Annotated in this window: 21 protein-coding genes and 2 tRNA genes; 13 read left to right on the top strand and 10 right to left on the bottom strand. The window is 44.3% G+C overall.

Features of this window, described 5'->3' with window-relative positions; all coding sequences use genetic code 11:
• Together HKI82_RS16660 and HKI82_RS16655 are read right to left on the bottom strand one after the other, a co-directional pair.
• Positions 1-71 (bottom strand) — tRNA-Cys (locus HKI82_RS16660).
• A 16-nt stretch (positions 72-87) separates the two neighbouring features.
• A tRNA-Leu gene (locus tag HKI82_RS16655) sits at positions 88-174 on the bottom strand.
• A 310-nt stretch (positions 175-484) separates the two neighbouring features.
• Here HKI82_RS16655 and HKI82_RS16650 point away from each other — a divergent pair.
• A complete protein-coding gene (locus HKI82_RS16650; RefSeq protein ID WP_102942606.1) occupies positions 485-1,471 on the top strand; it encodes an LLM class flavin-dependent oxidoreductase in 987 nt (328 codons plus the stop codon).
• Between the two features lie 116 nt (positions 1,472-1,587).
• Here HKI82_RS16650 and viaA read toward each other — a convergent pair whose 3' ends face one another.
• A complete protein-coding gene (viaA, locus tag HKI82_RS16645; RefSeq protein ID WP_171138614.1) occupies positions 1,588-3,033 on the bottom strand; it encodes an ATPase RavA stimulator ViaA in 1,446 nt (481 codons plus the stop codon).
• Between the two features lie 8 nt (positions 3,034-3,041).
• A complete protein-coding gene (locus HKI82_RS16640) occupies positions 3,042-4,700 on the bottom strand; it encodes an ATPase RavA domain-containing protein (protein ID WP_102942608.1) in 1,659 nt (552 codons plus the stop codon).
• 285 nt (positions 4,701-4,985) lie between these two features.
• Between HKI82_RS16640 and HKI82_RS16635 the strand changes: the two genes are divergently transcribed.
• The 3 genes from HKI82_RS16635 to HKI82_RS16625 all read left to right on the top strand — a co-directional run bounded on the left by HKI82_RS16635 (position 4,986) and on the right by HKI82_RS16625 (position 7,597).
• Entirely contained in the window at positions 4,986-5,501 is a 516-nt protein-coding gene (locus tag HKI82_RS16635; RefSeq protein WP_171138613.1) for an NUDIX hydrolase, read from the top strand.
• A 28-nt stretch (positions 5,502-5,529) separates the two neighbouring features.
• Positions 5,530-6,534 carry a low-specificity L-threonine aldolase gene (ltaE, locus tag HKI82_RS16630; protein ID WP_171138612.1) on the top strand — a complete coding sequence of 335 codons (1,005 nt, stop codon included), beginning with the start codon at positions 5,530-5,532 and terminating at the stop codon, positions 6,532-6,534.
• A 319-nt stretch (positions 6,535-6,853) separates the two neighbouring features.
• Positions 6,854-7,597: a TetR/AcrR family transcriptional regulator gene (locus tag HKI82_RS16625; protein ID WP_171138611.1), complete on the top strand. Its 744-nt coding sequence runs from the start codon at positions 6,854-6,856 to the stop codon at positions 7,595-7,597.
• Positions 7,598-7,659: 62 nt separating this feature from the next.
• Here the strand turns inward: HKI82_RS16625 and HKI82_RS16620 are convergent, their stop codons facing one another.
• Both HKI82_RS16620 and HKI82_RS16615 read right to left on the bottom strand, forming a co-directional pair.
• Positions 7,660-8,928: a DEAD/DEAH box helicase gene (locus HKI82_RS16620; RefSeq protein ID WP_171138610.1), complete on the bottom strand. Its 1,269-nt coding sequence runs from the start codon at positions 8,926-8,928 to the stop codon at positions 7,660-7,662.
• A gap of 107 nt (positions 8,929-9,035) precedes the next feature.
• Positions 9,036-9,617 (bottom strand): acyl carrier protein phosphodiesterase, encoded by a 582-nt coding sequence (locus HKI82_RS16615; RefSeq protein WP_171138609.1) that lies wholly within the window; start codon positions 9,615-9,617, stop codon positions 9,036-9,038.
• Positions 9,618-9,897: 280 nt separating this feature from the next.
• Between HKI82_RS16615 and HKI82_RS16610 the strand changes: the two genes are divergently transcribed.
• Together HKI82_RS16610 and HKI82_RS16605 are read left to right on the top strand one after the other, a co-directional pair.
• Positions 9,898-11,100, top strand: a complete 1,203-nt coding sequence (locus HKI82_RS16610) for an aromatic amino acid transport family protein (RefSeq protein WP_171138608.1) — start codon at positions 9,898-9,900, stop codon at positions 11,098-11,100.
• A gap of 193 nt (positions 11,101-11,293) precedes the next feature.
• A complete protein-coding gene (locus HKI82_RS16605) occupies positions 11,294-12,718 on the top strand; it encodes a methyl-accepting chemotaxis protein (RefSeq protein ID WP_171138607.1) in 1,425 nt (474 codons plus the stop codon).
• A 95-nt stretch (positions 12,719-12,813) separates the two neighbouring features.
• Here HKI82_RS16605 and folE read toward each other — a convergent pair whose 3' ends face one another.
• Positions 12,814-13,470 carry a GTP cyclohydrolase I FolE gene (gene folE, locus HKI82_RS16600; RefSeq protein WP_102942616.1) on the bottom strand — a complete coding sequence of 219 codons (657 nt, stop codon included), beginning with the start codon at positions 13,468-13,470 and terminating at the stop codon, positions 12,814-12,816.
• Positions 13,471-13,670: 200 nt separating this feature from the next.
• Between folE and moeA the strand changes: the two genes are divergently transcribed.
• From moeA to HKI82_RS16575, 5 genes are all read left to right on the top strand, one after another.
• Positions 13,671-14,906, top strand: coding sequence for a molybdopterin molybdotransferase MoeA (moeA, locus tag HKI82_RS16595; RefSeq protein WP_171138606.1), 1,236 nt, complete (start codon positions 13,671-13,673; stop codon positions 14,904-14,906).
• Positions 14,907-14,914: 8 nt separating this feature from the next.
• Positions 14,915-15,667, top strand: coding sequence for a molybdopterin-synthase adenylyltransferase MoeB (gene moeB / locus HKI82_RS16590; protein ID WP_102942618.1), 753 nt, complete (start codon positions 14,915-14,917; stop codon positions 15,665-15,667).
• Between the two features lie 12 nt (positions 15,668-15,679).
• Entirely contained in the window at positions 15,680-15,979 is a 300-nt protein-coding gene (locus HKI82_RS16585) for a hypothetical protein (protein WP_102942619.1), read from the top strand.
• Positions 15,980-16,032: 53 nt separating this feature from the next.
• Positions 16,033-16,884 carry a sulfurtransferase gene (locus HKI82_RS16580; RefSeq protein WP_102942620.1) on the top strand — a complete coding sequence of 284 codons (852 nt, stop codon included), beginning with the start codon at positions 16,033-16,035 and terminating at the stop codon, positions 16,882-16,884.
• Between the two features lie 91 nt (positions 16,885-16,975).
• The gene (locus HKI82_RS16575) at positions 16,976-17,227 is read left to right on the top strand and encodes a DUF2999 family protein (protein WP_102942621.1); all 252 of its coding nucleotides are present in this window, start codon (positions 16,976-16,978) and stop codon (positions 17,225-17,227) included.
• Between the two features lie 92 nt (positions 17,228-17,319).
• Here HKI82_RS16575 and HKI82_RS16570 read toward each other — a convergent pair whose 3' ends face one another.
• The 3 genes from HKI82_RS16570 to HKI82_RS16560 all read right to left on the bottom strand — a co-directional run bounded on the left by HKI82_RS16570 (position 17,320) and on the right by HKI82_RS16560 (position 21,537).
• Entirely contained in the window at positions 17,320-19,212 is a 1,893-nt protein-coding gene (locus tag HKI82_RS16570) for a TRAP transporter permease (RefSeq protein WP_171138605.1), read from the bottom strand.
• A gap of 90 nt (positions 19,213-19,302) precedes the next feature.
• Positions 19,303-20,232 carry a TAXI family TRAP transporter solute-binding subunit gene (locus tag HKI82_RS16565; RefSeq protein ID WP_171138604.1) on the bottom strand — a complete coding sequence of 310 codons (930 nt, stop codon included), beginning with the start codon at positions 20,230-20,232 and terminating at the stop codon, positions 19,303-19,305.
• A 300-nt stretch (positions 20,233-20,532) separates the two neighbouring features.
• Positions 20,533-21,537: a sugar-binding transcriptional regulator gene (locus HKI82_RS16560; RefSeq protein WP_171138603.1), complete on the bottom strand. Its 1,005-nt coding sequence runs from the start codon at positions 21,535-21,537 to the stop codon at positions 20,533-20,535.
• A 527-nt stretch (positions 21,538-22,064) separates the two neighbouring features.
• Here HKI82_RS16560 and tal point away from each other — a divergent pair.
• Complete coding sequence (gene tal, locus HKI82_RS16555) at positions 22,065-23,015, top strand: transaldolase (RefSeq protein ID WP_171138602.1); 951 nt, start codon at positions 22,065-22,067, stop codon at positions 23,013-23,015.
• A 110-nt stretch (positions 23,016-23,125) separates the two neighbouring features.
• The gene (tkt, locus tag HKI82_RS16550) at positions 23,126-25,120 is read left to right on the top strand and encodes a transketolase (protein ID WP_171138601.1); all 1,995 of its coding nucleotides are present in this window, start codon (positions 23,126-23,128) and stop codon (positions 25,118-25,120) included.
• The last annotated feature ends 35 nt before the right edge of the window (positions 25,121-25,155 follow it).

The raw sequence follows: 25,155 nt of genomic DNA, 5'->3' as shown, positions 1-25,155 counted from the left end.
AGGCGCGTACCGGAATCGAACCGATGTACACGGATTTGCAATCCGGTGCATAACCACTCTGCTAACGCGCCATATTTGGAAGTTTGATGGTGCCCCGGGCCGGACTTGAACCGGCACGACTCGAAAGTCGAGGGATTTTAAATCCCTTGTGTCTACCAATTTCACCACCAGGGCAACGCATACTGCGATGGTGACACCACCTGTTCGCCACATTGCTGTGTGAACGAGGCGTACTTTAACGGATTCATTTTGTTGGTCAATAACAAATTCTATATTTTTCAACTGAATGGCTAATAAACATGCCATCACGCATAAAAGACACACAAAAAGAACAAATGCTCAGCGAATCTTCGCTTGATAATTAACGTTGATTGACGACACAGTATCCAAGAGTTTACTTACTATTCCTTCAAAAACTCATGGTTTTATTTATTTTTGGAAAGAGGCATAGTGATAACCTGATTTACTAGCAGAAAAGTTTGTTATGTCTCTACCAAAACTCTCGATTTTAGATTTAGCACCTGTCTCTGAAGGTGCAGATTTCCACACAACGTTTCAACATACGGTTTCACTTGCACAACATGCCGAGAAGTTAGGCTATGAGAGATTCTGGATGGCGGAACACCATAACATGCCGGATATCGCGAGCGCAGCGACTTCTGTTTTGCTCAGTCACGTAGGTGCGCATACTCAATCTATTCGTCTAGGATCTGGCGGAATTATGCTGCCCAACCATGCCCCTTTGGTCATTGCAGAGCAATTTGGCACTTTGGAAGCACTCTACCCAAATCGTATTGATTTAGGTTTAGGTCGCGCTCCGGGAACTGACCATTCAACCATGCATGCTCTACGAAGAGAACCGGACCGAATGGATCCTGATTTCGATGAACTACTGGAAGAGTTACAGTTTTTCATGGGACCCATTTCGACTAACCAACCAGTAAAAGCTTATCCGGGCAACAACTCTAAAGTACCAATCTGGTTGTTGGGCTCTAGCACCTACAGTGCTCGTCTAGCGGGAATAAAAGGACTACCATTTGCGTTCGCCGCGCATTTCGCCCCTGACGCTATGTTGAGAGCCATCGAGATTTATCGTGATAACTTCCGACCTTCAGACCAACTTGATAAACCTTATGTCATGATCGGGGTAAACATCATAGTGGCTGAAACAGATGCTGAAGCCCAGTATTTGGGTACTACTGAAAAGCAGAAGTTCCTTTCCATGATCAGAGGTGGGCGAACCAAGATCGCGCCTCCGGTAAAAAGTATGGAACCGCTTTGGCTTCCACATGAAAAGCATCACATTCAGACTCAGCTGCGCGAATCCATTCATGGAAGTGTCGATACAGTGAAAAGTCGAATAATGGATTTAGTCGCCAGAACCCAAGCCGATGAGATTATGGTCAATGCCATGATTTTTGAACATGAAGCTAAGTTGCGATCTTACGAGTTATTGGCGAACATCGATTAAAAACACTGAATAAATCGCCTTAGATACCACAAAAGGAGGTTATAACCTCCCTTTTCTTTTGCGGATTTTAACCTGCACTAGTTGTTAAGGCTAACTGGCATTAGTGCTGAATACAGTTACCACTGCTTCGCTATGCGCCCAAAGATATTAGGATGATAACGCCAGCAATGATCAAACATACTCATTAATTCTGGGTTGCCATAGCGCGACAAACTGATGGCATGAAAGCGATTTTTCGCGGCCTTTAATCCATTAACCTTAGCGAGAACTTCCTCATTCTGCTTAGGTGCAATGAAGTCAGAAATCACCACTAAGTCAGCATTCTTGTATGTGCCGTCAGCCATTAATTCCACTGACTTTTTCAGCACCGGCTCTAAGTCTGTACCACCGTGGAATGAGTAGCTCAAAAAGTCACTCACTTCGCGTAACCCATCTTGCTTGGTCAGTTCATAAGTGATGTGCTCAGTCGAAAACAGCATGACATAACAATCACGATCTTCGGCTAAAGCAATTTGCATCAGTGCATACGCCATTGCTTTGGCACACTGTTCAGGGAAACCATGCATTGAACCTGAAGCATCAACACAGACGATGAAAGGCCCTTTTTCGATATCCGCTTTTTTGTTGTCTGGCTTATGTGCACGAACTTTTCGAAGCGTGCGCGACTTACCTTGCATTCGATAGTTCATCAAACGCTTATCAACTAAGTGTTTATAGAAAACCACTTCAAGCTCTGGGTAAGCGAGAAAGAGGGTTTCATTAGGCAGCATCTTGTTGAGATCATCACTTTCATGAATGCCGACAATGTCGTCTGTCGCTTCATCGGATTTCTCTTCCACCATTTGTGGCTCTTCGGTCGGAGCGCGATTTAAATCCGGATCGTCAACATCACTTGCCATCCGGCCTAACGTTTCTGCTATTTCTTGCAACGCTTGATGCTTTTTCAGGAACTCAGCATGGCGCTTCATTACCGTCAGGTCACTATGGCTCAGTTTTGCTGACGCCATGTCCCATAATCTACCGACACTGCTTTCATCACCCGATTCGGTGATCTTGTCCATATTGCGCATGGTTTCCATGCGTTGATAGAGATCCGTCAGGAGTTTTTCTTTGTTCGATTCCAACTCCATCACCTGAGCTTGCTTAATTGCATCGCTCAATGACTTGTACCATTGGTCACAAAAGAAATGAGGAAACATAGGGTTGTGAATACCCTTGTTCTTTTCCATCAGACGACGTGCTTGTAAATAGAAAGCGGAGTGCCATTCAAGCTTTTTGATCACTTCATCAATGCGGTCAAAGAATGTCTCTTCGTCCCAGTGAATCACCTCTTGATAGTAACCAAGCTCCTGCTGAAAACGCTCTGTTTCGCAAACTCGTGTGATGCGTTTCTTTACGCTACCACGCCACTTCAGTAAGTGGTTTTTCACCGTTGAGCGAACGCCACGATCTTCCGCCATCATCATCACTTGTGAGCGAGCAAGAAGATCGTTAACAGCGGTATCAATAATGCCACTGTCTGCAATCATAAGAGCGAGGTTTAATCCATCAGCACCAAGCATGATGCCTCCTATTCAAAGAACTGAGCGAGATTTCTATAACGCTGCGCGCTTTTCTCACATTCAGTTTGCGTCGCTTCCAATTGCTGCTGAAGCGTTTGTAATGTTGCTTCCATCGCAGTTGGTAATGTGGGGTCGATAAAGTTATGAGGCAGTGCACCATGGAACGTTGAGCGTACTTTACGTAAATGATGTTCCGCGTGTTTTAGCTGCGCCATCGCTTGCTCTGTTTTTGCCAACCAGTCTTGGTACAGTCCTTCGTCCAATCCCTCTTTTGTCACTAATGACACCATGACAGAGCGGTTAGCGATGTCTTTAATCACCAGATTATTTGCTGCATCTACATCGAATTTGATTCGGCACATGTTGGTGTTTTGGTTGACGTAACCATAGACATCACCTTCACCATCTTTAATGACTCTTTCTAAATCACTCTTTGGAACATACACCCAACGGCTGTCCCCTTTTTCTGACTCAGACACCGACATGTTACTTTGTAATAGAACCAGCTTAACGAGATCATAAGCCGCACCGACTTTATAGCTCTTGGCGCCCTTAATATCGTATTGATTGGTGACTTTTTTCTTAATCAAGCCTGTGGCCGTCTCAAGTGACAACATCATGCCAAATTCAGATTCCAGCTCGTCCTGAACCGCAGCTAATTCTTCACGGCAAAGCGAAATTTGATGCTCGACTTCCATTTGGTCAAACGCATAACGCAGTGCGAACTCTTTTACCACACCATGAACCACTTCACGTGATTCAGGGCTGTTCCATAAACAATCTTGCAGCAACAGAATATCCAAAGGATTAATCGCATCACGACCATTGAAGAAGGCACTCGCCTTCAGCAACTTAACCGCTTTCTTCCAACGTCGGTCAGACACATACATGTCATGGGTAGACAACTTGCTGTCTTCCACCGCTGATTCCAACATGTTCTTAAGCTGATAGAGTTTTTCAAATACATCATCGCTCAAAGTGAGGCTATCTAACTGTTGCTGCCACAGATGATATTCTTGGTCTGTGATCGCCAAACCTTCTGGAATACGCGCTTCTTGAGGCGTACCAACTGTGAGCATAGATTTGAAATTCTGTTTGTTCTGGATCCGGTTGACGAACACTCGCACCAGCATTCGGTCATACAAAGCTTCAAGACCGCTGTCTTCATCAGGCAACTCGTTGGATGCAGAGATCAGCAAACGCATTGGTACACGTTCAATATCACTGCCGTTTTTAAATGTTTTTTCGTTAACGACCGTAAGAAGCGTATTCAGAATCGCTGGGCCGGCTTTCCAAATTTCGTCCAGAAAAACAACCTGCGCAGTAGGAAGATAACCCTTGGTTAAGCGAACATAGCGTCCGTTATCTTTCAGTTCTTGGATACTGAGTGGGCCGAACACTTCTTCGGGCGTAGAGAAGCGGGTCATCAAATACTCAAAATAACTGCTGTTATCAAAAGCTTGAATGAGTCGTTTCGCAATAAGACTTTTTGCAATACCAGGAGGACCTAAAAGGAAGACACTTTCACCAGCGAGTGCTGCCAGCAAGCAAAGTTTAATGGTACTTTCTCTTTCGTAAACCCCATCAGAAAGAGCTTTGGAGAGCTTATTAATGCGTTCTGACAATAACGCTTTTTGTCCATGAGAGGCTTGAGTTGGACTGATCATGCTTGCGCTCCTAAGCAATACCTAAATTCGTTCTTATATAAAAGTTTATACATTTGTTATCATTTGGTTACAACTATAATCCGAATTTGGACGGACTGTTATATCAGATCTACCTTATGTGCAAAATGATGTAATCATAGTTTGCACTTATGCGACATGGAGCTCATAACAACGGTATGAATTTTCAACGTTAAATTTATTTCCGATTGAGATTCTGCAATCAAATACGATATGGTAGGCGTACTACGCCAAAGTGGCTCTCCTCCACCGATAAGAACTATTTGTATGAGCAATACCATACACACGTGGAAACGCATTTCTCTTGTTGAAGAGAATGTCGTTCTTCCCAACGGCAATAACGTCAAACACACAACCATTGTGCACCCCGGTGCCGCAGTTATTCTTCCGGTCACAGAAGACAACCAGATTGTCATGATCAATCAGTTCCGACCTTCGTTAAAAAAGTGGCTACTTGAGCTACCTGCGGGAACGATTGAAAATCAAGAATCGCCTCTTGTTTGCGCTCAGCGAGAACTCGAAGAAGAAACCGGCTACAGTAGCGATTCCTTTATTAGTTTAGGTCAGTTCACTCCTTTAGCAGGTTTCTGCGACGAAATTCAGCATCTATTTATCGCGAAAGACCTTGTGAAAACGTCAAGGTATAGCTGCGATGATGATGAAGTGATTGATGTCGTCACTTTTGCAGTGGCAGAAATAGAGCAAAAGATCATAAGTGGCGAGATTACAGACTCCAAAACTATCGCTTGCCTGAGCAAAGCGAAACTGTGTGGATATTTATAATAAGTTAAGTTGGTTATAAGGAAATAAGATGGATTTTCGTTCTGATACTGTTACTAAACCTACTCAAGCCATGCGCGATGCAATGGCTCGTGCTGAAGTCGGCGATGATGTTTATGGTGATGACCCTACTGTCAACGAACTTGAAGCATGGGCAGCAGAAAGACACGGCTTTGAAGCGGCACTGTTTACCACTTCAGGAACGCAAGCAAACTTGCTGGGTTTAATGTCTCACTGCGATCGTGGCGATGAGTATCTATGCGGTCAACAAGCGCATAACTATAAATTTGAAGCCGGTGGCGCGGCGGTATTAGGCTCAATCCAACCTCAGCCAATTGAAAACAATCCTGATGGCACGATTGATTTTGCCAAGTTAAAAGCAGCAATTAAACCCGACGATTTTCATTTCGCCCGCACTCGCCTATTAAGTTTAGAAAACACCATTAACGGTAAAGTGCTGCCAATGGAGTATTTAAAACAAGCGAGAGAGTTTGTCGATCAACATAATCTCAAACTGCATTTAGACGGTGCGCGTGTTTATAACGCTGCTGTGGCATTAGATACTGACGTAAAAAACATTGCCCAGTATTTTGATTCTATGACCGTTTGCCTCTCCAAAGGTTTATGTGCACCTGTCGGATCTTTACTTTTAGGAAGTAAAGAATACATTGCCAAAGCAAGACGTATCCGAAAAATGCTCGGCGGCGGTATGCGTCAAGCGGGCATTTTAGCTGCAGCTGGCAAACTTGCTCTTACTGAACAAGTAGCTCAGCTTAAAGTCGATCATGACAATGCAAAACACTTAGCCTATGGTCTTGCTCAACTACCAGGCTTCTCATTAAACCCAGAATGGGTTCAAACGAATATTGTGTTTGCAAAACTTGATGAAACTATTGATATCAATGAAATTGCTATGCGACTCAAGCAAGACAATATTATTGTATCTCCGGGCAATCCGATTCGATTTGTTACTCACCAAGATGTTAGCCGTGAAGACATTGATCTGCTACTCACTAAACTAAGTTCTTTACTTTAGGCTTTTCTTATCAATAATCCTCTTATGCTGCGTATTAGCGCACAATTGGATTATTGATAACTCTCTTTTCCGTGAAAATTTGCCTAAATTCTGGTAAAAGTCGCTCATACACAGCAATCAATGATTAGGGTCTGTTGTCCTTTTGCGATGGTTTATACCGCTATTTGTGAGTTTTTATACGTGGCAACGACGACGCTGCAAAATACTCTTAACATCTAAGCAATAACGCATAAGAAACGACTCAGTAATGCTACCCGAAGGTTCGGTTAAACTTTTAATCGAACAACGTTTAACCTTATAAGGTCTACAGACCACAAATATGACTGATAAAAAACAAGGGCGTCGTAGCGCTGATGATGCCCATAAAACTCGACTGCATATTCTCCGGGAAGCCACTAACTTATTTTGCGAGCTAGGCTACGCTCGTGTTTCGTTACGCAATATCAGTGAGAAAGCGGGTATATCACATAGCCTGATACGCCACCACTTTGGCAGCAAAGAAAAAATATGGCGTTACATCAGTGATGGTATGCACAGTTATATGGAGTTTTATTTACGCAAAGTATTATCCGAAATACCTGACGATACCGCTGTAAATGTGAAACTCTATCGCTTTACGATGCATCTGCTGGCGCACAGCCTCATCATTAAACAGCCGATTCAGTTTATTGCTGATGCAGTCCGTCAAGAAGGAGCCTTGTTTGATTACTTCATTGATACTGCGGGTGAGCTAGAAGAGATTATTGAAGGCTTAGCCGACCTGTACAACAAAGAGTACCCAAACGCGCCGGTTAAGGTATGGGAAATAAAGTGGCAAATGATCATGTTTAGCCACGGAGCTGCAAGCTTAACTCCGTTTATGAAAGAGACATGGGCGGATGAAACGCGCGATTTAGATATTTGTCTATTGAAACACTGGTCACTGTTCAATGACATTATGATTCACAAGTTTAGTATCCCTGAGCAAGATGTTATGCGTCCAAACAGCGTAAAAGAACTGGTGTACGAAGTTCGTTATGACTGGGAAGAAGAGTGCGAAAAGCGCATTAGCGCCAATCAATAGCATAAGGGCTGCGAATGCAGCCCTTATCGTTTTACTCGGCGTTGATTTAGCGTCCTAACCGCCTACTTTTTCTTGCCTCTGCTGGCATGTATCTTCAACTTCGCCTTCATTTTACGTTTCTCCGCTGAGCGACTGTTGCGCTTTGCAGGTTGGCTATCATCAAAGACTGGTTCAATACTCGGCTCGAAGCCCTGCAACCACTCTTGCGGCAGCCTTTCATCTAATAAACGTTCAATCGCGTGTAATAACGGCTCTTCGTCTTGACTCATCAACGATACTGCTAAGCCCTCTTTACCTGCTCGACCAGTACGACCAATTCGGTGTACGTAATCTTCAGCTTTAAAAGGCATGTCGTAGTTCACCACTTGCTCTAGCTGTTCAATATCTAGACCGCGGGCAGCAACGTCAGTCGCAATCAATGCACGTATTTTACCTGCTTTAAAGTCATCAAGCGCTTTCTGTCTTGCTCCTTGGCTCTTATCACCGTTGATAGATGCTGCTTTTATGCCGTCAAGTTTTAACTCTGCAGCAAGTGCATCACTGCCCTGCCTTGTTTTTGTGAACACTAGAACTTGCTGCCAGTTTCTCGAACCAATCAGATAAGCTAGCAACTCTCTCTTGCGCTTTTTGTTCACTGGATAAACCATCTGTTTAACCGTTGCCGCCGTTGAGTTACTTGGCGATACCTGTACTTCAACAGGTTCCATCATCATTCGGTATGCGAGTTCTTTGATCTTTTTATCAAATGTTGCGGAGAAAAACAGCGTTTGGCGAGCGCGATTCAGTTTACGAAGCACTCTTTGAATATCTGGCATGAAGCCCATGTCCAGCATGCGATCGGCTTCATCCAGAACCAAGACTTCTACCGTACCCAAATACAACGTTTTAACATGGGCATGATCCAACAGTCGCCCCGGTGTAGCGATAAGAATATCTGCACCGCCACGGAGATTGTCCACCTGTACTTTCATGCTTGTGCCACCATAAGCGGTCACAATTTTGATGTTTTGACCTTTGGCATACGCAGTCAAATTATCAAAAACTTGTTGCGCTAGCTCTCTGGTTGGTACCAACACCAAAGAACGAATGTCTTTACCTTTTCTTTCAGCATCAGAGGGATTATTAATAAAACGCTGTATGAGAGGCAAACCAAACGCGGCCGTTTTACCCGTTCCCGTTTGAGCACCAGCTAATACGTCTCGTCCTTCTAATACTTGAGGAATTGCCTGCGCTTGAATAGCCGTTGGAATTGCTATACCAATACTGGCTAGCGTTGCCACTAAAGCAGGTTGAATACCTAATTCTTGAAAGGTAGGAGTTTGTTCAGACATCGGATACCAATTAATTCAGCTATATAAATTTCATTACCTAAAACTCGCCAAGTTTGTATTGGTAAACACATAAAAACATTGGCTGCTAGGATGGGCGGCGGATTGTATCAAAAGCGGATGCTTTTGGCTTTCTCTAATACTTGTGGATAGAGCGAAAAAAATAGCGACTCTAGCTCCTGATAGGAATCTTCAAGGCTGACATAACATTCAGCTAGAGGTTTCATTCTCTCTCTTCGCAAAGACATGCGTTGCAATGCGAAGTGGATATTCTCAAAATCTGCGTATGACTCTAACCAACGACCTTGCCACATTTTGTCGCTCACCATCATATAACGTTCGGGTAAGGACGAAGAGTGGTCAACCTTAACTTTCCTTTCTGCATCTAATACAAACTGCCTTAGAGTCTGTGAGTGAAAACGCTGCCAATGTTTGGCTAAACAGTGGTCCCAAAACATATCTAATGCGATGGGTGAGAAACGACGAGTCGTTGATGGAAACAAGGCTTTAGCGAGAATCATAACTTCATGACTATCTGTATAAGCATCTACCCATCTGTGAAGCCGTATACCTTGCACAATATCTTCTGAAAACTGTTCACTCGGATTACCTTTGACAAAATCCCCCAACAGATTGCCGAGTAAATTACTGTCTGATGCTTCTGCTATATGTAAATGAGCAAGATAATTCATATTAAAAACTTAGACTCTTTCCTTGGCTGTTCGCTTGATTATAAGTGTATTCATATTTAGTGCTTGAATTAAAAAACCAAACATATAACCCATAGCTTTGCTTACCAAAAAGGTTGTAAATATATATTTACAAGCATGGAATTTAATCTGTACAAATTGATTGACGTTTACAAATAAGTTCTACAAAATGTCGCAAAACCAGCGAATAAAACCAGTTTAACTGGTCAAAATTCGAACATAATCTTAAGCAACACAACTACAGTAAAGATAAGTTTACAAAATGATGAAATCAAAGCTTTTGGGCAGTACTTTGATAATTGCGGGCACCACCATTGGTGCAGGTATGCTTGCTCTGCCACTCGCATCCGCAGGAATTGGGTTTTCAACCTCTCTGGTTATCATGCTTGGTCTTTGGGCATTGATGTCATTTACAGCATTACTCATGGTGGAGATCCATCAGTACGCCGATAAGGATGCGACTCTACACACCTTAGCGAAACAAATCTTAGGTGAAAAAGGTAAATGGGTGGCGACTTTTGCCATGCTATTCCTGTTTTACGCGTTATGTGCAGCGTATATCGCTGGTGGCGGCGCTCAGTTTACTCATCGCATCGCAGGTTTTACTGGTGCTGAAATCGATGGACAAATCGGCACTCTGATTTTCACTTTAATCGTTGCTGCTGTTGTGACTATCGGTACAGCAACGGTTGATAAAGTTAACCGCCTTTTGTTTGCAGGTAAAATCATTGCAATGGTTGTGGTGCTGACGTTCCTTGCACCTAACGTAACACAATCATACTTACTCAGTATGCCTGTTGGCCAAGGATTGATTGTTGCTTCCATCCCCGTGATTTTTACATCATTTGGTTTTCACGGCAGCATTCCTGCAATCGTGAACTACTTGGATGGTCACACGCCTTCATTGCGTAAAGCGATCATTGTTGGCTCAGCAATTCCTTTGATCATTTACATCTTCTGGCAAGTGGTCACTCTTGGTGTGGTGAGTCAACCTGACCTTATTGGCAATGCTGGTTTGAGTGCTTTAATCTCAACGCTTTCTCAAACAGTTCATCAATCAAATCTAGGCAATATCATTGGTATCTTTGCCGATCTCGCACTGCTTACTTCGTTTTTGGGTGTAAGTTTAGGTCTGTTTGAGTTCATGGGTGACACGATTCGTAAGAAAAACGGCGGCATGAACCGTATTGCGGCATCGCTTGTAACTTTCACTCCTCCGCTGATCTTTGCTTTGTACTACCCTCAAGGTTTTATCATGGCTCTAGGATACGCAGCGATTGCTCTTGCGGTTTTAGCTATCTTCCTGCCACTAGTCATGGTTGTACGAGTTCGCCAAACGGCAACAGCAAACCATTACCAAGTTGGTGGCGGCAACGTCGCTCTAGTAGCAACGGGTGTGGTCGGAATAGTGATCATCGGTTCACAACTACTGATTACAGCTGGCGTTCTCCCATCACTGGGTTAAATAATTAATAAAATATTTTAGGGTCAAATACATCTGTATTTGACCCTTTTTTATTTTCGGAATACTAGTAGATCTAAATCTCATTTTTAAAATTTATATTACATTTATTGCAAATTTAAATACGACGTATAGCACATAAATAGTAGGATACTAGCTACACAAGAATCTCTTAAATTTGCCTCTCGGAGTAACAATGAAAGAAGTTGAGTTCCGAACGATAGACCGCGTGTTTATCAAGATGTCTATCAACGATAAAATGTGGGTTGTCTTCACACTGTTTCTATTAGCGATCGCAAGCATCTCGGGCGCTCGCTATTTCGATACTTTGGACAATATTGAACAGCAATCAAAACTCGCTGTTGAATACAAACTGCAAGGTATTGTCTCTCAATCAAGTATCAACACAGTTTCGGGTTTAGAAGTTCGCTCATCATTAAGCGAAACTCGATATAACAACGGTGTGGTAACAGCGACTGCGAAATCATCCGACGGCAAAATTTATGCACTTACCGATGATTTTACTAAACGTGAACAAAATGCCCGTTCGGAAGCCTTCACTACTTTCTTACTTTCATTTTTGTGGGTAATCCCGTTCGCTATTTTTATCTACTGGGTCGCGACATTTGTTGGTGGCGCTCTTTGGGTTCTTTACACGACGACGCAAAAAATTGCTCAAGGTGACTTAACTTCACGTTTAGGATTCCACGCGGGTCGTGATGAGTTTGGTACTATCGGCTGTGCATTAGATAACGCGATGGATACCTTGACTGATCTGGTAGTCGCAGTAAAAGACAACTCAACAACGTTAAGCGAAACGTCAGCTTCTTTTGCTGAAGAGATGCGCGAAAGCGAAACACAAATCCAGAGACAATACTCTTCTCTAGATTCTGTAGCGACGGCAATGGAAGAGATGACGGCGTCAGCGCACGAAGTTTCAAACATAGCTCTAAAAGCGACTCAGCAAACTGAGAATGATTCTGAACAGGTCAGCAATAGTCACAAGAGAGTTCAGCAAGCGATAAGCGAAATTGAACAGTTAACGGGTTACATTGCTCAAACATCTTCGTCAGTGACAACGCTGAATGAAAATGCCATCAAGATTAATGATGTGATTACCACTATCAATGCGATTTCTGAACAAACCAACCTTCTTGCCCTTAATGCGGCAATCGAAGCTGCACGCGCTGGTGAGCAAGGTCGAGGTTTTGCTGTCGTTGCTGATGAGGTTCGTACATTGGCAAGCCGCACACAAGCTGCAACGGTTGAGATTCAGACCATGATAGGTAAGCTGCAAAGCGAGACGCTGAACATTGCAAAAATTACTGATCAAACCGTCAGCCAAGCTCAAACTAGCAGCCAGTTAGTCACAGAGATTGGTAACGATGTAAATCTCATCGCTGAATCGGCAAACCTGATTAACGACCTGAGTATTCAGATTTCAACTTCGGCAGATGAGCAAAGCTCAGTGGCGAATGACATCGCTTCTGAACTGAGTGATATCCGCAATCAATCAAATACCATTCGTGGTGTAGCAGAGCAGTCTTCTATAGGTATTCGTAATATTGCTCAAGCAACTCGCAACTTAGTAGAGACCTTAAGCCGCTACCGCACCAATTAATACAAACAGGTGTTGTTTTAGAACTGCCCCAGCCTAGCTGGGGGGTGTGTATAAAAAGCCCAGTCTAGCTTTGACTGGGCTTTTTACTGTTCGCGTTAGCGTAAACCGTGAAGAAATTCAGCGCGAGTTGCAGGGTTGGATTTGAAAATACCGCCGAGCGCTGTGGTTGTGGTTACGCTGGTTGCGTCCATAACGCCACGAGATTTCACACAGTAGTGGGTAGCATCAATTGTGACTGCGACATCGTCTGACTCCAGTAGAGCTTGCAGAGCAACCAGAATTTGCTGTGTCATACGCTCTTGAACCTGAGGACGCTGAGCAAAGAAGCGGACAATACGGTTGATCTTTGACAGGCCAATAATTTTGCCACGAGGAATATAAGCGACAGCCGCTTTACCATCGATCGTCACTAAGTGATGTTCGCAAGTGCTGGTTACTGTGATGTCTTTCACCTTCACCATTTCACTCACCTTCATCTTGTTTTCAATCACAGTGATTTTAGGGAAGTTGCTATAGTCCAGCCCTGAAAAAATCTCATCCACATACATTTTTGCAATACGGTGCGGCGTTTCTTCTAGGCTATCATCGGTCAGATCAAGACCAAGTAAATTGAGGATTTCACGCATGTGATTCTCAATCTTTTCTTTCTTCTCTTCACGACTCACCGTGTTTGGTTGCATTGGCGTTTCCAAACCACGGCGCTCTAGCGCATCTTTAACTAACTTTGCTGATTCGCTAAGACCTGATGACATTCACATTCCTCTTACTTTACCCCTTTCGGATGGCTGACAAGGATACTCGGATTCTTACATAATTACACCCCTATTTTATAGGTGGAAATACTGCTCCTATCAGCGAAAGCAAGGTATGTCCCTGTCAGTAAAAAGGGCATATGCAAATAGCTCTACTATGTTAGAGTATCTCCCAACAAAAAAGACTACAGGAATAACGAATGGGCTGTTGTGACGCTCCGGGCTTAATGCCTCTTGAAGAAGCTTTAGAAAAAATGCTGTCTGGCATTAAACCAATTCAATCGACACTTCAACTTCCACTCGCAGACGCCATCGGCTATGTACTTGCAGAAGACATTCTTTCACCTATCAACGTACCACCATTCGATAACTCTGCAATGGATGGGTACGCGGTTAGAATCAGCGAATTAGCGCAAAACCAACCTCTGCCTGTAGCGGGTAAATCATTTGCTGGCCAACCTTTTGAAGGCGAATGGCCGTCAATGACCTGTGTACGTATCATGACTGGCGCACAAATTCCTCAAGGTTGTGATGCGGTGATCATGCAAGAACAAGCGACGGTCACCGAAGACGGCGTTACTTTTTGCCAAACTCAGGTTAAACCAAACAACAATATCCGCCCTGTTGGCGACGACATTCGCCTAGGCGATATCGTACTCAACAAAGGTGCTCGTCTGACCGCTCGCGATATTCCGATGATCGCGACCTTAGGTGTTAGCCACGTAACTGTCTTCAGAAAACCGAAAGTCGCCTTTTTCTCTACTGGTGACGAGCTGAAACCATTAGGCACTGAGCTTAAAGCTGGCGAAATCTATGACAGCAACCGTTACGGTATCAAACCGCTGATCATTAACTTCGGTTGTGAAGCTATTGATCTTGGCATTATTCCTGACTGCCCTAAAACGCTTAAAGAGACATTTGAAAAAGCACAAAGCCTTGCCGATGTGGTGGTAACTTCAGGTGGCGTCAGCGTTGGTGAAGCGGATTTCACTAAAGACATTCTTGATGAAGTGGGTCAGATTGGTTTTTGGAAACTGGCAATCAAGCCGGGTAAACCTTTCGCCTTTGGCTCTCTCGGTGATGCTTGGTTCTGCGGCCTTCCGGGGAACCCTGTTTCTGCGGTATTGACTATGTATGTACTGGTTCAGCCTATGCTGGCTAAGCTAGGTGGTCATTCGCAGTGGAAAGCACCCGAATCAATTCCGGCGATTACCCGCACTGCATTCAAAAAAGCACCAGGCAGAACAGATTACCAACGTGGTATCTATTCCATCGAAAATGGGCAGTTCGTTGTGGAAACGACGGGCAATCAAAGTTCAGGCGCCTTCCGCTCTATGAGCTTAGCCAACTGTTTTGTGGTACTTGAGCGTGAACGTGGCAGTGTTGAAGTGGGTGAAACCGTTAACATTCAACTGTTTAACTCAACGTTATATTAGGCTCGAATATGGAAATCCTAAGCGACGCAGAAATGCTGCGTTACAACCGCCAGATCATCCTTAAAGCATTTGATTTTGAAGGGCAGGAAGCGCTGAAACAGTCTTCGATTCTGATCCTCGGTGCTGGTGGCTTGGGATGTGCCTCTAGCCAATATCTTGCAACTGCTGGTATAGGTAAGCTGTCGCTGATTGATGACGATAAAGTGGAGCTGTCGAACTTGCAGCGTCAGGTTCTTCACCATGATGCGGATATTGGAAAGCTTAAAGTGGAATCCGCAGCGCAAGCGTTAAAAGAACTTAACCCAGAGCTTGAAATTGTTACCGTAGCGAAAAGACTTAATGATGAAGCCCTGTTAAGTCTAGTTCAGGAGCATGATTTAGTGCTGGATGCCAGCGACAACGTAGATACGCGTAACCAGCTTAATCGCCTTTGTTACCAAACCAAAACACCTTTAGTTTCCGGAGCTGCCATTCGCATGGAAGGGCAAGTGAGCGTGTTTACTTATCAAGATGAGAGCGAACCTTGCTACCAGTGTTTAAGCGCACTGTTTGGAAGTAATGCGCTTTCTTGTGTTGAAGCGGGTGTCATGGCACCTGTGGTTGGTATTATCGGCGCAGTTCAGGCAATGGAAGCGATTAAGGTCATTGCAGGTTTGGGGAAACCCATTCAAGGCAAAATTCTGATGCTTGATGCTATGACCATGTCTTGGCGCGAAATGAAACTGATGAAGCAACCTCACTGCCCTACTTGTAGCAGTTAAAAGCGACTGTGTATGTCTTCAGCTAAAAAACTGACCATACTGCTATTGCTGCTCACCTTATTACTGGTCGCCATGCTTGCATTGCGGCCAGAGCGTACTCAAATCGAACTCCAAGTTCATCTTATCGATAATACACTTACACAATCACTGGATGGTCAGAGACGCTATTTCCTCGTTGAGTCAAACGATACCGGAAAGCAGCTAATCAACGTGCCACCCACCACGAACTGTCAAGTTGGTGAAGTGATCACGGTGCAGAAAGTATTAACCGAGCAGCAAGATATCTATTACCGTTTTATTTCTTGCCCTTAATTGAGTACCTTAATGGACTAAGTTTTACGTGAACCCAACTAAGGATTTGTTGAATGTCACCACTTGTTTCACCCGAATGGCTTGTCGAGCGTTTGGACGATCCTCGCCTAGTTATCCTAGACAGTAGCCTAGAGTTTCAGATCCCCTCTGAATCAGAGAAAGACTGGGTAAATAAAATCCCTAACGCACGTCGATTCGATTACGACAAAGAATTTTGCGATATTGAATCATCACTTCCGCATATGATGCCAAGTGAAGAGCGCTTCAACCATCTTGCTCAAGAGCTCGGAATCAATAATGATTCCATCATCGTTGTTTATGACAACAGTGGTACTTTTGCCTCCCCTAGAGCGTGGTGGATGTTCAAAGCCTTCGGTCATTCGCAGGTTTACATCCTTAATGGCGGCTTAACCGAATGGAAAGCACAAGGTTACAATGTCACTCAGGAGTATCTTACGGACACTCCGAAAGGCGACTTTAACGGCACGTTGCAATCAAATTATTTCGTTGATGCTGAATACGTAAAAGCAAAAATTGACGACGAAGCAAGCTTAACTGTCGATGCTCGCTCTCGTGCTCGCTTTCTTTCCCAAGTAGCCGAACCAAGAGCTGGACTACGTAGTGGACATGTTCCCAACTCCTGCAATCTGCCTTTTGCTGAACTAATGGATGGGCATAAACTCAAGACAGCCAACGATTTGTCTGCGATTTTGAAATCAACACTCACCAAAGACGCGGATGAATACGTGTTCAGTTGTGGTTCAGGCGTTACCGCTTGTATCGTTCTGTTAGCCGCGCTGGTGTGTGGTTACGAAAACCTTTCTGTGTATGATGGCTCGTGGACCGAATGGGGAGCTTCTCCGAACCTGCCAATAGAAACAGCAAATGACACAGATGACGCTTAAAGCAAAGATTAAACATTCGCAGAATTTGTTATAAACTGCGCCCGATTTTCATTTAAGTAACCTGTTCAGGTTAGTTTTAAAAGGTAAAGAAATGAACCCAATTATTGCACTGTTGAAAGAGAACAATGTAAGCAACGACAAAATCCAAGAGCTATTCCAAGCGTTAACGCAGAACCCTCTTGCTGCAATGGCGATTGTCGGCCAACTCGGTTTACCTCAGGAGCAATTGCAACTGCTGATGGGTCAGGTAATGCAAAACCCAACTCTAATCAAAGAAGCCGTTGAAGAACTCGGTTTGGATTTTTCTAAAGTAGAAGAAGCAAAAGCAAAGCTGCAACAATAAGCTTGGTTTGAAATGTGCCAGAAACGAAAAGCACGATTAACTGAATATAAGGCCGTCAATTTGACGGCCTTATTACTTAACTAAAAAGCATTCTAAACTTGCGAAAGCGCTCTGCTCTGTTGTCGATAGTTCATCAGACAAATCACCACAATAACGGCCAGAGCTATTAAGCGATTCACATCAGATAAGAACAAAACTCCGAGCGCCATACATAATAAGACCGCACGTTGCCACATCAGTAAAGGAACAAACAAACGCCCTTCTATGCCGCCAGCGAATGCGATAAACAAGCTGATGGTTGCTATGATGCCTATGGCGAAATGCAGATGCTCACCTTCAACCCAAATCAGTCCTGAAAAGGCCATCATCGCCGGAATTAAGAAGAAGCCTTGCGCCAGTTTAAATGCCTGAACGGCTGAACGCATTGGTGATGCATTGGCTATCCCTGCGCCTGCAAATGCCGCAAGTGCAATTGGTGGGGTTACGTTAGAGGTTTGTGATAACCAGAACACTATCATGTGCGCAGCCAGAAGGGTCACTCCGAAGTCCATTAATGCCGGAACCGCCATAATCGACAACACGATATAAGCGGCGGTAACAGGAAGCCCCATACCCAAAATGACAGCAGCAAGCGCGATAAGAGCTAACGCAGACCATAAATAGCCGCCAGACATTGCGATCAGAAATTGGGTAAATTGTAAACCAATGCCGGTTTGACCCACCACACCAACTACGATACCAGCCGTGGCACAAGCAACCGAAATAGGCAGAGCCAGAAGCGCACCTTCTTTTAATCCTTCCAAGAAAAGCTTCACACTAATACGGCTGTGTTTGCGCGTCATAGCGGCTAAAAGAATTGAGGCACAACCAATCACACCTACCAATACTGGCGAATAGCTCATCATCAATAGAACCGTGATAAGAATGAGTGGTACCAGATAATGCCAACCACTGCGCAACACTGTGGCGATTTTTTCGGTTTGAGTCATCCCCTGAAGATCTAACTTACACGCCATCAGATGCACATAAAGCAAGGTACAAGCGAAATACAAAATGGCTGGGGCAATCGAAACAATTAAGATCTCGCTATAAGGAATACCAGTAAACTGAGCCATAACGAACGCACCAGCACCCATTACTGGAGGCATAATCTGCCCGCCTGTTGATGCGGCGGCTTCAATCCCCGCAGCTTGTTCAGACTTATAACCCAGTTTTTTCATCATGGGGATAGTCAAAGCGCCCGTTGTTACTGTGTTGGCAATCGCTGACCCAGATATTGAGCCAAGTGCAGCTGACGCGATAACACTTGCCTTAGCTGGGCCACCACGATATTTACCTGCAACAGAAAACGCCATATCGATAAAGAACTGACCCGCACCCGTTACTTGTAAAAAAGCCCCAAACAGAACAAACATAAATACCACACCAGCGGCAATCGCCAGCGGAGCACCGTATACACCGTTCGTTGAGTAAATATGGAAACGAATAATCTCTTCAACGCTAAAGCCTTTGCTGGCAATGTTATCCGGTAGCACATTACCAAACATAGCGTAGAGCAAAAATAGCGCAGCTATCACCACCATCACTAAGCCAACGGTTCTACGTGTTGCTTCTAGTAGCAGAATGATAAGAACCACGCCCGCTGCCTGATCAGCCGACTGCAAGCCATCAAGCAAAAAGCTGATGTCGTCGTAATCAAATAAAGCTATTTGTGTCGATGCCCAGCATGTCAATCCAACGCAGACGATATCAATGATTCGCCCAAGCAGATAAATAGGAAACGGTTTACGATCGCTAAACAGTGGGTAAGCCAAGAACACAAGTGCTAATACCCAGCTAACGTGAATGGGTCGAAAAACAGGAGCGGCTAGGTTTGCCACAATCCCCTGCCAAATCTGAAAAACAGAAAGAGCGATAGCCGCAATCGCGGCTATCGTAACAATGACATTGGTAATTTTTTGGTTACTAGGATGAACCTTACTCATCACTTACTCCATGTAACATTACTTATCGTCCATTTGGTTTGAAGGAAGTCCAACCGTTCAGAGTCAAGACTTCCCTCCAAACATTACAACTTACTTCATTTGTTCTTTACGATACTTTTCAGCACCTGGGTGAAGCGATATGCCTTGCAGCTTGGTCATGTTCTCAATCGTAGTGTATTTAGTTACATCAATCACTTGGCGGATTTTGTCCATATTTTCAAAAGCCACTTTAGTCATGTTGTAAGCCATTTCTTCACTCATATTGTTGTTCACAACCAGTACGTTCCATACTGCTGGCGCTTTAAACGCTGGGACTTTGTTGTAGGCGTCTGCTGGCACGTCAATCTGAATGTATGATGGATAGTCTTTGGTGATTTTCGCCAACTCATCTTCGCTGAAGCTAATGATTCGAATATCACGAGTTAACGCAAGCTCAGTGATCGCGCCAACACCAACGCTGCCTACCACTACGCCCGCGTCAATCTGGTTGTTTGCAAGTGCACTGGTCGTTGCCGTGTAGTTTAGTGATTGAGCTGTGATGTCATCTTCAGTGATACCCAGAGTATTGAGGATGTTTACCGCACTAACACGAGTACCTGAACCCGGAGCCCCAAGTGAAATGCGTTTGCCTTTTAAGTCAGCAATAGATTTGATATCGGATTTCGCAGGAACGATGAACTGCACCACGTTTGGATAGAGAGAAAACAGTACAGATACATCAAGTTTCTTCGGAAACGGTTTAACACCATTTGCAGCTTGAAGTACGACGTTGCCTTGTGCAATACCCACCAACTGCTTGTCCGTTGACACCTTAATCGTGTTTTCTACCGATGCAGCTGTCACTTCAGCACGCATATTGAAGTCTGGTAGATTTTCGCTCCAGATTTTAGCCAGCATACCGCCTAACGGATAATAAGTACCACTCTGACTTCCCGTACCAATCGTGTAGTTTTCAGCCATCGCTGGCAGAGAAAAAGCCATCGTTACCGCTAATAAACCAGTCCTTAGTTTTTGATACATAAGTGCTCCTTCAACATGTCATTCTAGAGTTATATATTTAATGTTTCTCTATTGTTATGAAATGGATAATGAGAAATAGCAATACGGCTTTCGGTGAAATGAGAGTTTGATGTGCAAATCTTGCACTGTTTAAAAAGTAGTCGTGACATTCACCTCACTCTAGAAATGTGGCGATTAATCATCCAACTTAGAGATTTGTGCGAGCATCAGATAGAACAAAGGAGGCCAATGCCTCCATATCTGGTCTGAATAAAATGTGGTGTGAATAAAATGTGGTATGAACAGGCTTTATTAATCTTTCTATAAATTTTGTGAAGGCGTGATACCACTCATTTGCTCATCAAGGTTCAAAACGGTCAACGCATTACTTACGCTAGTTGCAATCACATCAATAGCGCCGGTACGTAGAGCCCCTAACAATGCCAAAGGCTTACTGTTTTCGGCGGCTATAGCAACCACTTCTGAAACCAAGCGGAACTCATCGATGCTCAAACCAATGACGCGATCGTTCATCACTGTATTGGCAATTTCACCCTGAACATTGAAAAAGTCATGTCCGGCAAAATCCCCCACTACGCCTTGCTGCAAACGGGATTGCACAACCTCTTCAGCGGTAAACCAACCCAGATCGACCATATAGCTGTTCTCGCTCATATCGCCGATACCAATTAGCGCCATATCTGCTTTACGCGCTAAATCAAGAGTCTGTTTAACCGTTGCGTTTTGCATGAACGCCAACTTTTGATCTCGGTTCTCTGCGTATGCGGGTGCGTACAAGGTTTCCGATGAACCACCGTATTTTTTTGCTAACTGACGACAGATATGGTCAGCGTTGAACATGCCACCACGCGGGTGAATACCGCCGATACCACAGACAAACTTACAATCGCGAGGAGTAATAACACCCACATGATGGGCAACAGCAGAAACGTTACGCCCTTGCCCTACGCTAACCACCATGCCGTTTTTCAGAGTGTTGGTTAAGTAATGAGAGACTAATCCAGCCACTTGCTGACGCTGCTGCTCTTCATTGGGTTGATCTAAGGCGATAAGTGCTCGCTTGACGCCAAAGCGCTCAATTAAACGTCGTTCTATCTTGGCACTGAACACCGGATGATATTTCACTGTGATTTCAACAATCCCTTCATCCCTTGCTTGTTTGAGCAAACGGCCGACTTTGGCTCGAGAGAGTGCAAACTTCTTAGAAATCTCCTCTTGAGTCGCTCCATCTTGGTAGTAAGCGACCGAAACTTCGGTTAATAAATCAGTATTTTCTAGAGAGATTTCTGGGGTTGGATTATTCATCATCGACTCTTTTCAGTGAAATTATGCTCATCATAATCGAGAGTGAGCATCTGCTCATTGACCTAGCATATGTTACACCCACTTCCACATGCAACATTTGCTCACCACAATTACATATTCTCACGACAAATTTGAGATGTTGAGCAAACTCGTTACGTTTTATAAGGTATGCGCAATCGTTTTATCTCTTAAAGCCAATGAACATAAGTAAATTAATGTTGATTTAGGTCACTAGAAACAAGAAATCACAATTGACATTCACAACAGATAAGATAAATATGAGCACATCATTTACTCATTGCTCGATCATATGTTCATTACAAATGTTCGGACAGTGAAAAACATTATGTTTATGTGAATTGAACAGCGTTGTTGAACTTATATGTAGCGCTAAAGTAGCTACAATGTTTTCTTAACCTGTTTGCAATGCCAAGCCACAGTCTTGCTATGTAACCTTCTTTTACTCGGTGAAAGCATATTAAATGGTAGGCAAAGCCCAACGAGAAACGAGAAATAGGACGATCGAAATGAGCAATAAATTAGAGCAACTTCGTAAACTGACTACCGTTGTAGCAGACACCGGTGAAATTGAAGCAATCAAAAAATACCAACCAGAAGACGCAACAACTAACCCTTCTCTAATTCTTAAAGCTGCTCAAATTGCAGAGTACGCACCACTTATCGATCAAGCGATCGAGTACGCGAAAACTCAAAGCAACGACAAAGCGCAACAAGTTCAAGATACTTGTGACATGCTTGCGGTTAACATCGGTAAAGAAATCCTAAAAACGATCCCAGGTCGTATCTCAACTGAAGTAGACGCTCGTCTTTCTTACGATACTGAAGGCAGCATTGCTAAAGCTCGTCAACTTATCAAGATGTACAACGACGCTGGCATCTCTAACGATCGCATCCTTATTAAACTGGCTTCTACTTGGGAAGGCATCCGTGCTGCTGAAGTGCTAGAAAAAGAAGGCATCAACTGTAACCTAACTCTTCTATTCTCATTTGCTCAAGCTCGCGCATGTGCAGAAGCAGGCGTGTTCCTAATTTCTCCATTCGTTGGTCGTATCATGGACTGGTACAAAGCAAAAGAAGGTCGTGATTTCGCAGCACAAGAAGACCCAGGCGTTCTATCTGTTTCTACTATTTACAACTACTACAAAGAGCACGGCTACAAAACTGTTGTTATGGGCGCAAGCTTCCGCAACATCGGTGAAATCCTTGAACTAGCTGGTTGTGACCGTCTAACTATCGCTCCTTCACTTCTTGCTGAACTAGAAGCAGCAGAAGGCGAAGTTGTAGCGAAACTTATTGACTCTAATGGCAACAAAGCACGTCCAGCAGCGATGACTCACGCTGAATTCCTATGGGATCATAACCAAGATGCAATGGCTGTAGAAAAACTGGCAGAAGGTATTCGCAACTTCGCTATCGACCAAGGTAAACTTGAAGCGATGATCGAAGCTAAGCTTTAATCAAAAATTTCAGAAGCGAGTGTTAACTCGCTTCTCTTTTTATACTTGTTTCAAATTGAGCTGAGTTCGCTCTGCTCGCAGTAATACTAAAACTTAACTGAGTAACGACTATGAATCGCAAACAATTGGCTAATGCAATCCGTGCTCTGAGCATGGACGGTGTTCAAAAAGCTAACTCTGGCCACCCGGGTGCACCTATGGGTATGGCGGATATCGCTGAAGTACTTTGGCGTTCACACCTAAACCATAACCCTCAAAACCCTAACTGGGCTGACCGCGACCGTTTCATTCTATCTAACGGTCATGGCTCGATGCTGATTTACTCACTGCTTCACCTTTCTGGTTACGAGCTTTCAATGGAAGATTTAAAGAACTTCCGTCAGCTTCACTCAAAAACTCCAGGTCACCCAGAATACGGTTATGCACCAGGTGTTGAAACGACGACTGGTCCTCTAGGTCAAGGTATCACTAACGCTGTAGGTATGGCGCTGGCTGAGAAGGCGCTTGCTGCTCAGTTCAACAAAGAAGGCCACGACATCGTTGACCACTTCACATACGCGTTCATGGGCGACGGCTGTATGATGGAAGGTATCTCACACGAGGCATGTTCTCTTGCGGGTACTCTAGGTCTGGGCAAACTGATTGCATTCTGGGATGACAACGGTATTTCTATCGATGGTCACGTAGAAGGTTGGTTTGCTGACGATACGCCAAAACGTTTTGAAGCGTACGGTTGGCACGTTATCCCTGCGGTTGATGGTCACGATGCTGACGCAATCAACGCAGCGATTGAAGCTGCGAAAGCAGAAACAGGTCGTCCAACTCTAATCTGTACTAAAACTATCATCGGTTTTGGTTCGCCAAACAAAGCGGGCTCTCACGACTGTCACGGTGCTCCACTAGGCGCAGATGAAATCCAAGCTGCACGTGAATTCCTAGGTTGGGAACACGCACCATTTGAAATCCCAGCAGATATCTACGCTGAGTGGGATGCAAAAGAAGCAGGTGCAGCAAAAGAAGCGGCATGGGATGAAAAATTCGCAGCGTACGCAGCGGCATACCCAGAGCTAGCAGCAGAATTCAAACGTCGTGTGAACGGCGAGCTTCCAGCTGAGTGGGAAGAGAAAGCAAACGCGGTTATCGCTGATCTTCAAGCTAACCCAGCCAACATCGCATCACGTAAAGCATCGCAAAACGCACTCGAAGCGTTTGGTAAAATGCTACCTGAATTCATGGGCGGCTCGGCTGACCTTGCACCTTCGAACCTAACTATGTGGTCTGGCTCTAAGTCAATCACACCAGAAGATGCATCAGGCAACTACATCCATTACGGTGTTCGTGAATTCGGCATGACGGCTATTATGAACGGTATCGCGCTACACGGTGGTTTCGTTCCTTACGGCGCAACCTTCCTGATGTTCATGGAATACGCACGTAACGCACTACGTATGGCGGCACTGATGAAAGTGCAAAACATCCAGGTTTATACGCACGACTCTATCGGTCTTGGCGAAGATGGTCCTACTCACCAACCGGTTGAGCAAACCGCTTCTCTGCGTCTGACTCCAAACATGAGCACATGGCGTCCATGTGACCAGGTTGAATCAGCAGTGGCTTGGAAACTGGCTATCGAGCGTAAAGATGCGCCTACTGCGCTTATCTTCTCTCGTCAAAACCTAGCACAGCAAGCACGTTCAGCAGAGCAAGTGGCTGACATCGCGAAGGGTGGCTACATCCTGAAAGATTGTGCAGGCAAACCTGAGCTAATCCTGATTGCAACAGGCTCTGAAGTTGAGTTGGCAGTGAAAGCGGCTGAGCAACTAACTGCTGAAGGCAAACAAGTACGCGTAGTTTCTATGCCATCAACAGACGCATTTGACAAGCAAGACGCAGCTTACCGTGAAGCAGTACTTCCATCAGACGTAACTGCACGTATCGCTATCGAAGCAGGTATTGCGGATTACTGGTACAAGTATGTTGGTCTAAACGGCAAAATCATCGGTATGACTACATTCGGTGAATCTGCACCAGCAGACCAACTGTTCAAGATGTTCGGTTTCACTGTTGAAAACGTCGTTGAGAAAGCTAACGAACTGCTTGCTTAATCAAATACGATAAAGAATAGAAATCCCCGCCACAG

The sequence above is a fragment of the Vibrio plantisponsor genome (assembly GCF_013041605.1).
In the GTDB taxonomy this organism is placed as follows: Bacteria; Pseudomonadota; Gammaproteobacteria; order Enterobacterales; family Vibrionaceae; genus Vibrio; species Vibrio plantisponsor.
The sequence above is the reverse complement of the archived record's forward strand: the minus strand, read 5'-3'. Positions and strand labels throughout refer to the sequence as shown.

Coding starts and splice junctions, on each gene's coding strand:
- moeA (WP_171138606.1), top strand. CDS start 13,671: ATGGGCTGTTGTGACGCTCCGGGCTTAATGCCTCTTGAAGAAGCTTTA.
- HKI82_RS16640 (WP_102942608.1), bottom strand. CDS start 4,700: ATGATCAGTCCAACTCAAGCCTCTCATGGACAAAAAGCGTTATTGTCA.
- HKI82_RS16620 (WP_171138610.1), bottom strand. CDS start 8,928: ATGTCTGAACAAACTCCTACCTTTCAAGAATTAGGTATTCAACCTGCT.
- HKI82_RS16560 (WP_171138603.1), bottom strand. CDS start 21,537: ATGAATAATCCAACCCCAGAAATCTCTCTAGAAAATACTGATTTATTA.
- HKI82_RS16615 (WP_171138609.1), bottom strand. CDS start 9,617: ATGAATTATCTTGCTCATTTACATATAGCAGAAGCATCAGACAGTAAT.
- folE (WP_102942616.1), bottom strand. CDS start 13,470: ATGTCATCAGGTCTTAGCGAATCAGCAAAGTTAGTTAAAGATGCGCTA.
- HKI82_RS16650 (WP_102942606.1), top strand. CDS start 485: ATGTCTCTACCAAAACTCTCGATTTTAGATTTAGCACCTGTCTCTGAA.
- tal (WP_171138602.1), top strand. CDS start 22,065: ATGAGCAATAAATTAGAGCAACTTCGTAAACTGACTACCGTTGTAGCA.
- HKI82_RS16585 (WP_102942619.1), top strand. CDS start 15,680: ATGTCTTCAGCTAAAAAACTGACCATACTGCTATTGCTGCTCACCTTA.
- ltaE (WP_171138612.1), top strand. CDS start 5,530: ATGGATTTTCGTTCTGATACTGTTACTAAACCTACTCAAGCCATGCGC.
- HKI82_RS16575 (WP_102942621.1), top strand. CDS start 16,976: ATGAACCCAATTATTGCACTGTTGAAAGAGAACAATGTAAGCAACGAC.
- HKI82_RS16570 (WP_171138605.1), bottom strand. CDS start 19,212: ATGAGTAAGGTTCATCCTAGTAACCAAAAAATTACCAATGTCATTGTT.
- viaA (WP_171138614.1), bottom strand. CDS start 3,033: ATGCTTGGTGCTGATGGATTAAACCTCGCTCTTATGATTGCAGACAGT.
- tkt (WP_171138601.1), top strand. CDS start 23,126: ATGAATCGCAAACAATTGGCTAATGCAATCCGTGCTCTGAGCATGGAC.
- HKI82_RS16580 (WP_102942620.1), top strand. CDS start 16,033: ATGTCACCACTTGTTTCACCCGAATGGCTTGTCGAGCGTTTGGACGAT.
- HKI82_RS16625 (WP_171138611.1), top strand. CDS start 6,854: ATGACTGATAAAAAACAAGGGCGTCGTAGCGCTGATGATGCCCATAAA.
- moeB (WP_102942618.1), top strand. CDS start 14,915: ATGGAAATCCTAAGCGACGCAGAAATGCTGCGTTACAACCGCCAGATC.
- HKI82_RS16610 (WP_171138608.1), top strand. CDS start 9,898: ATGATGAAATCAAAGCTTTTGGGCAGTACTTTGATAATTGCGGGCACC.
- HKI82_RS16635 (WP_171138613.1), top strand. CDS start 4,986: ATGAGCAATACCATACACACGTGGAAACGCATTTCTCTTGTTGAAGAG.
- HKI82_RS16565 (WP_171138604.1), bottom strand. CDS start 20,232: ATGTATCAAAAACTAAGGACTGGTTTATTAGCGGTAACGATGGCTTTT.
- HKI82_RS16605 (WP_171138607.1), top strand. CDS start 11,294: ATGAAAGAAGTTGAGTTCCGAACGATAGACCGCGTGTTTATCAAGATG.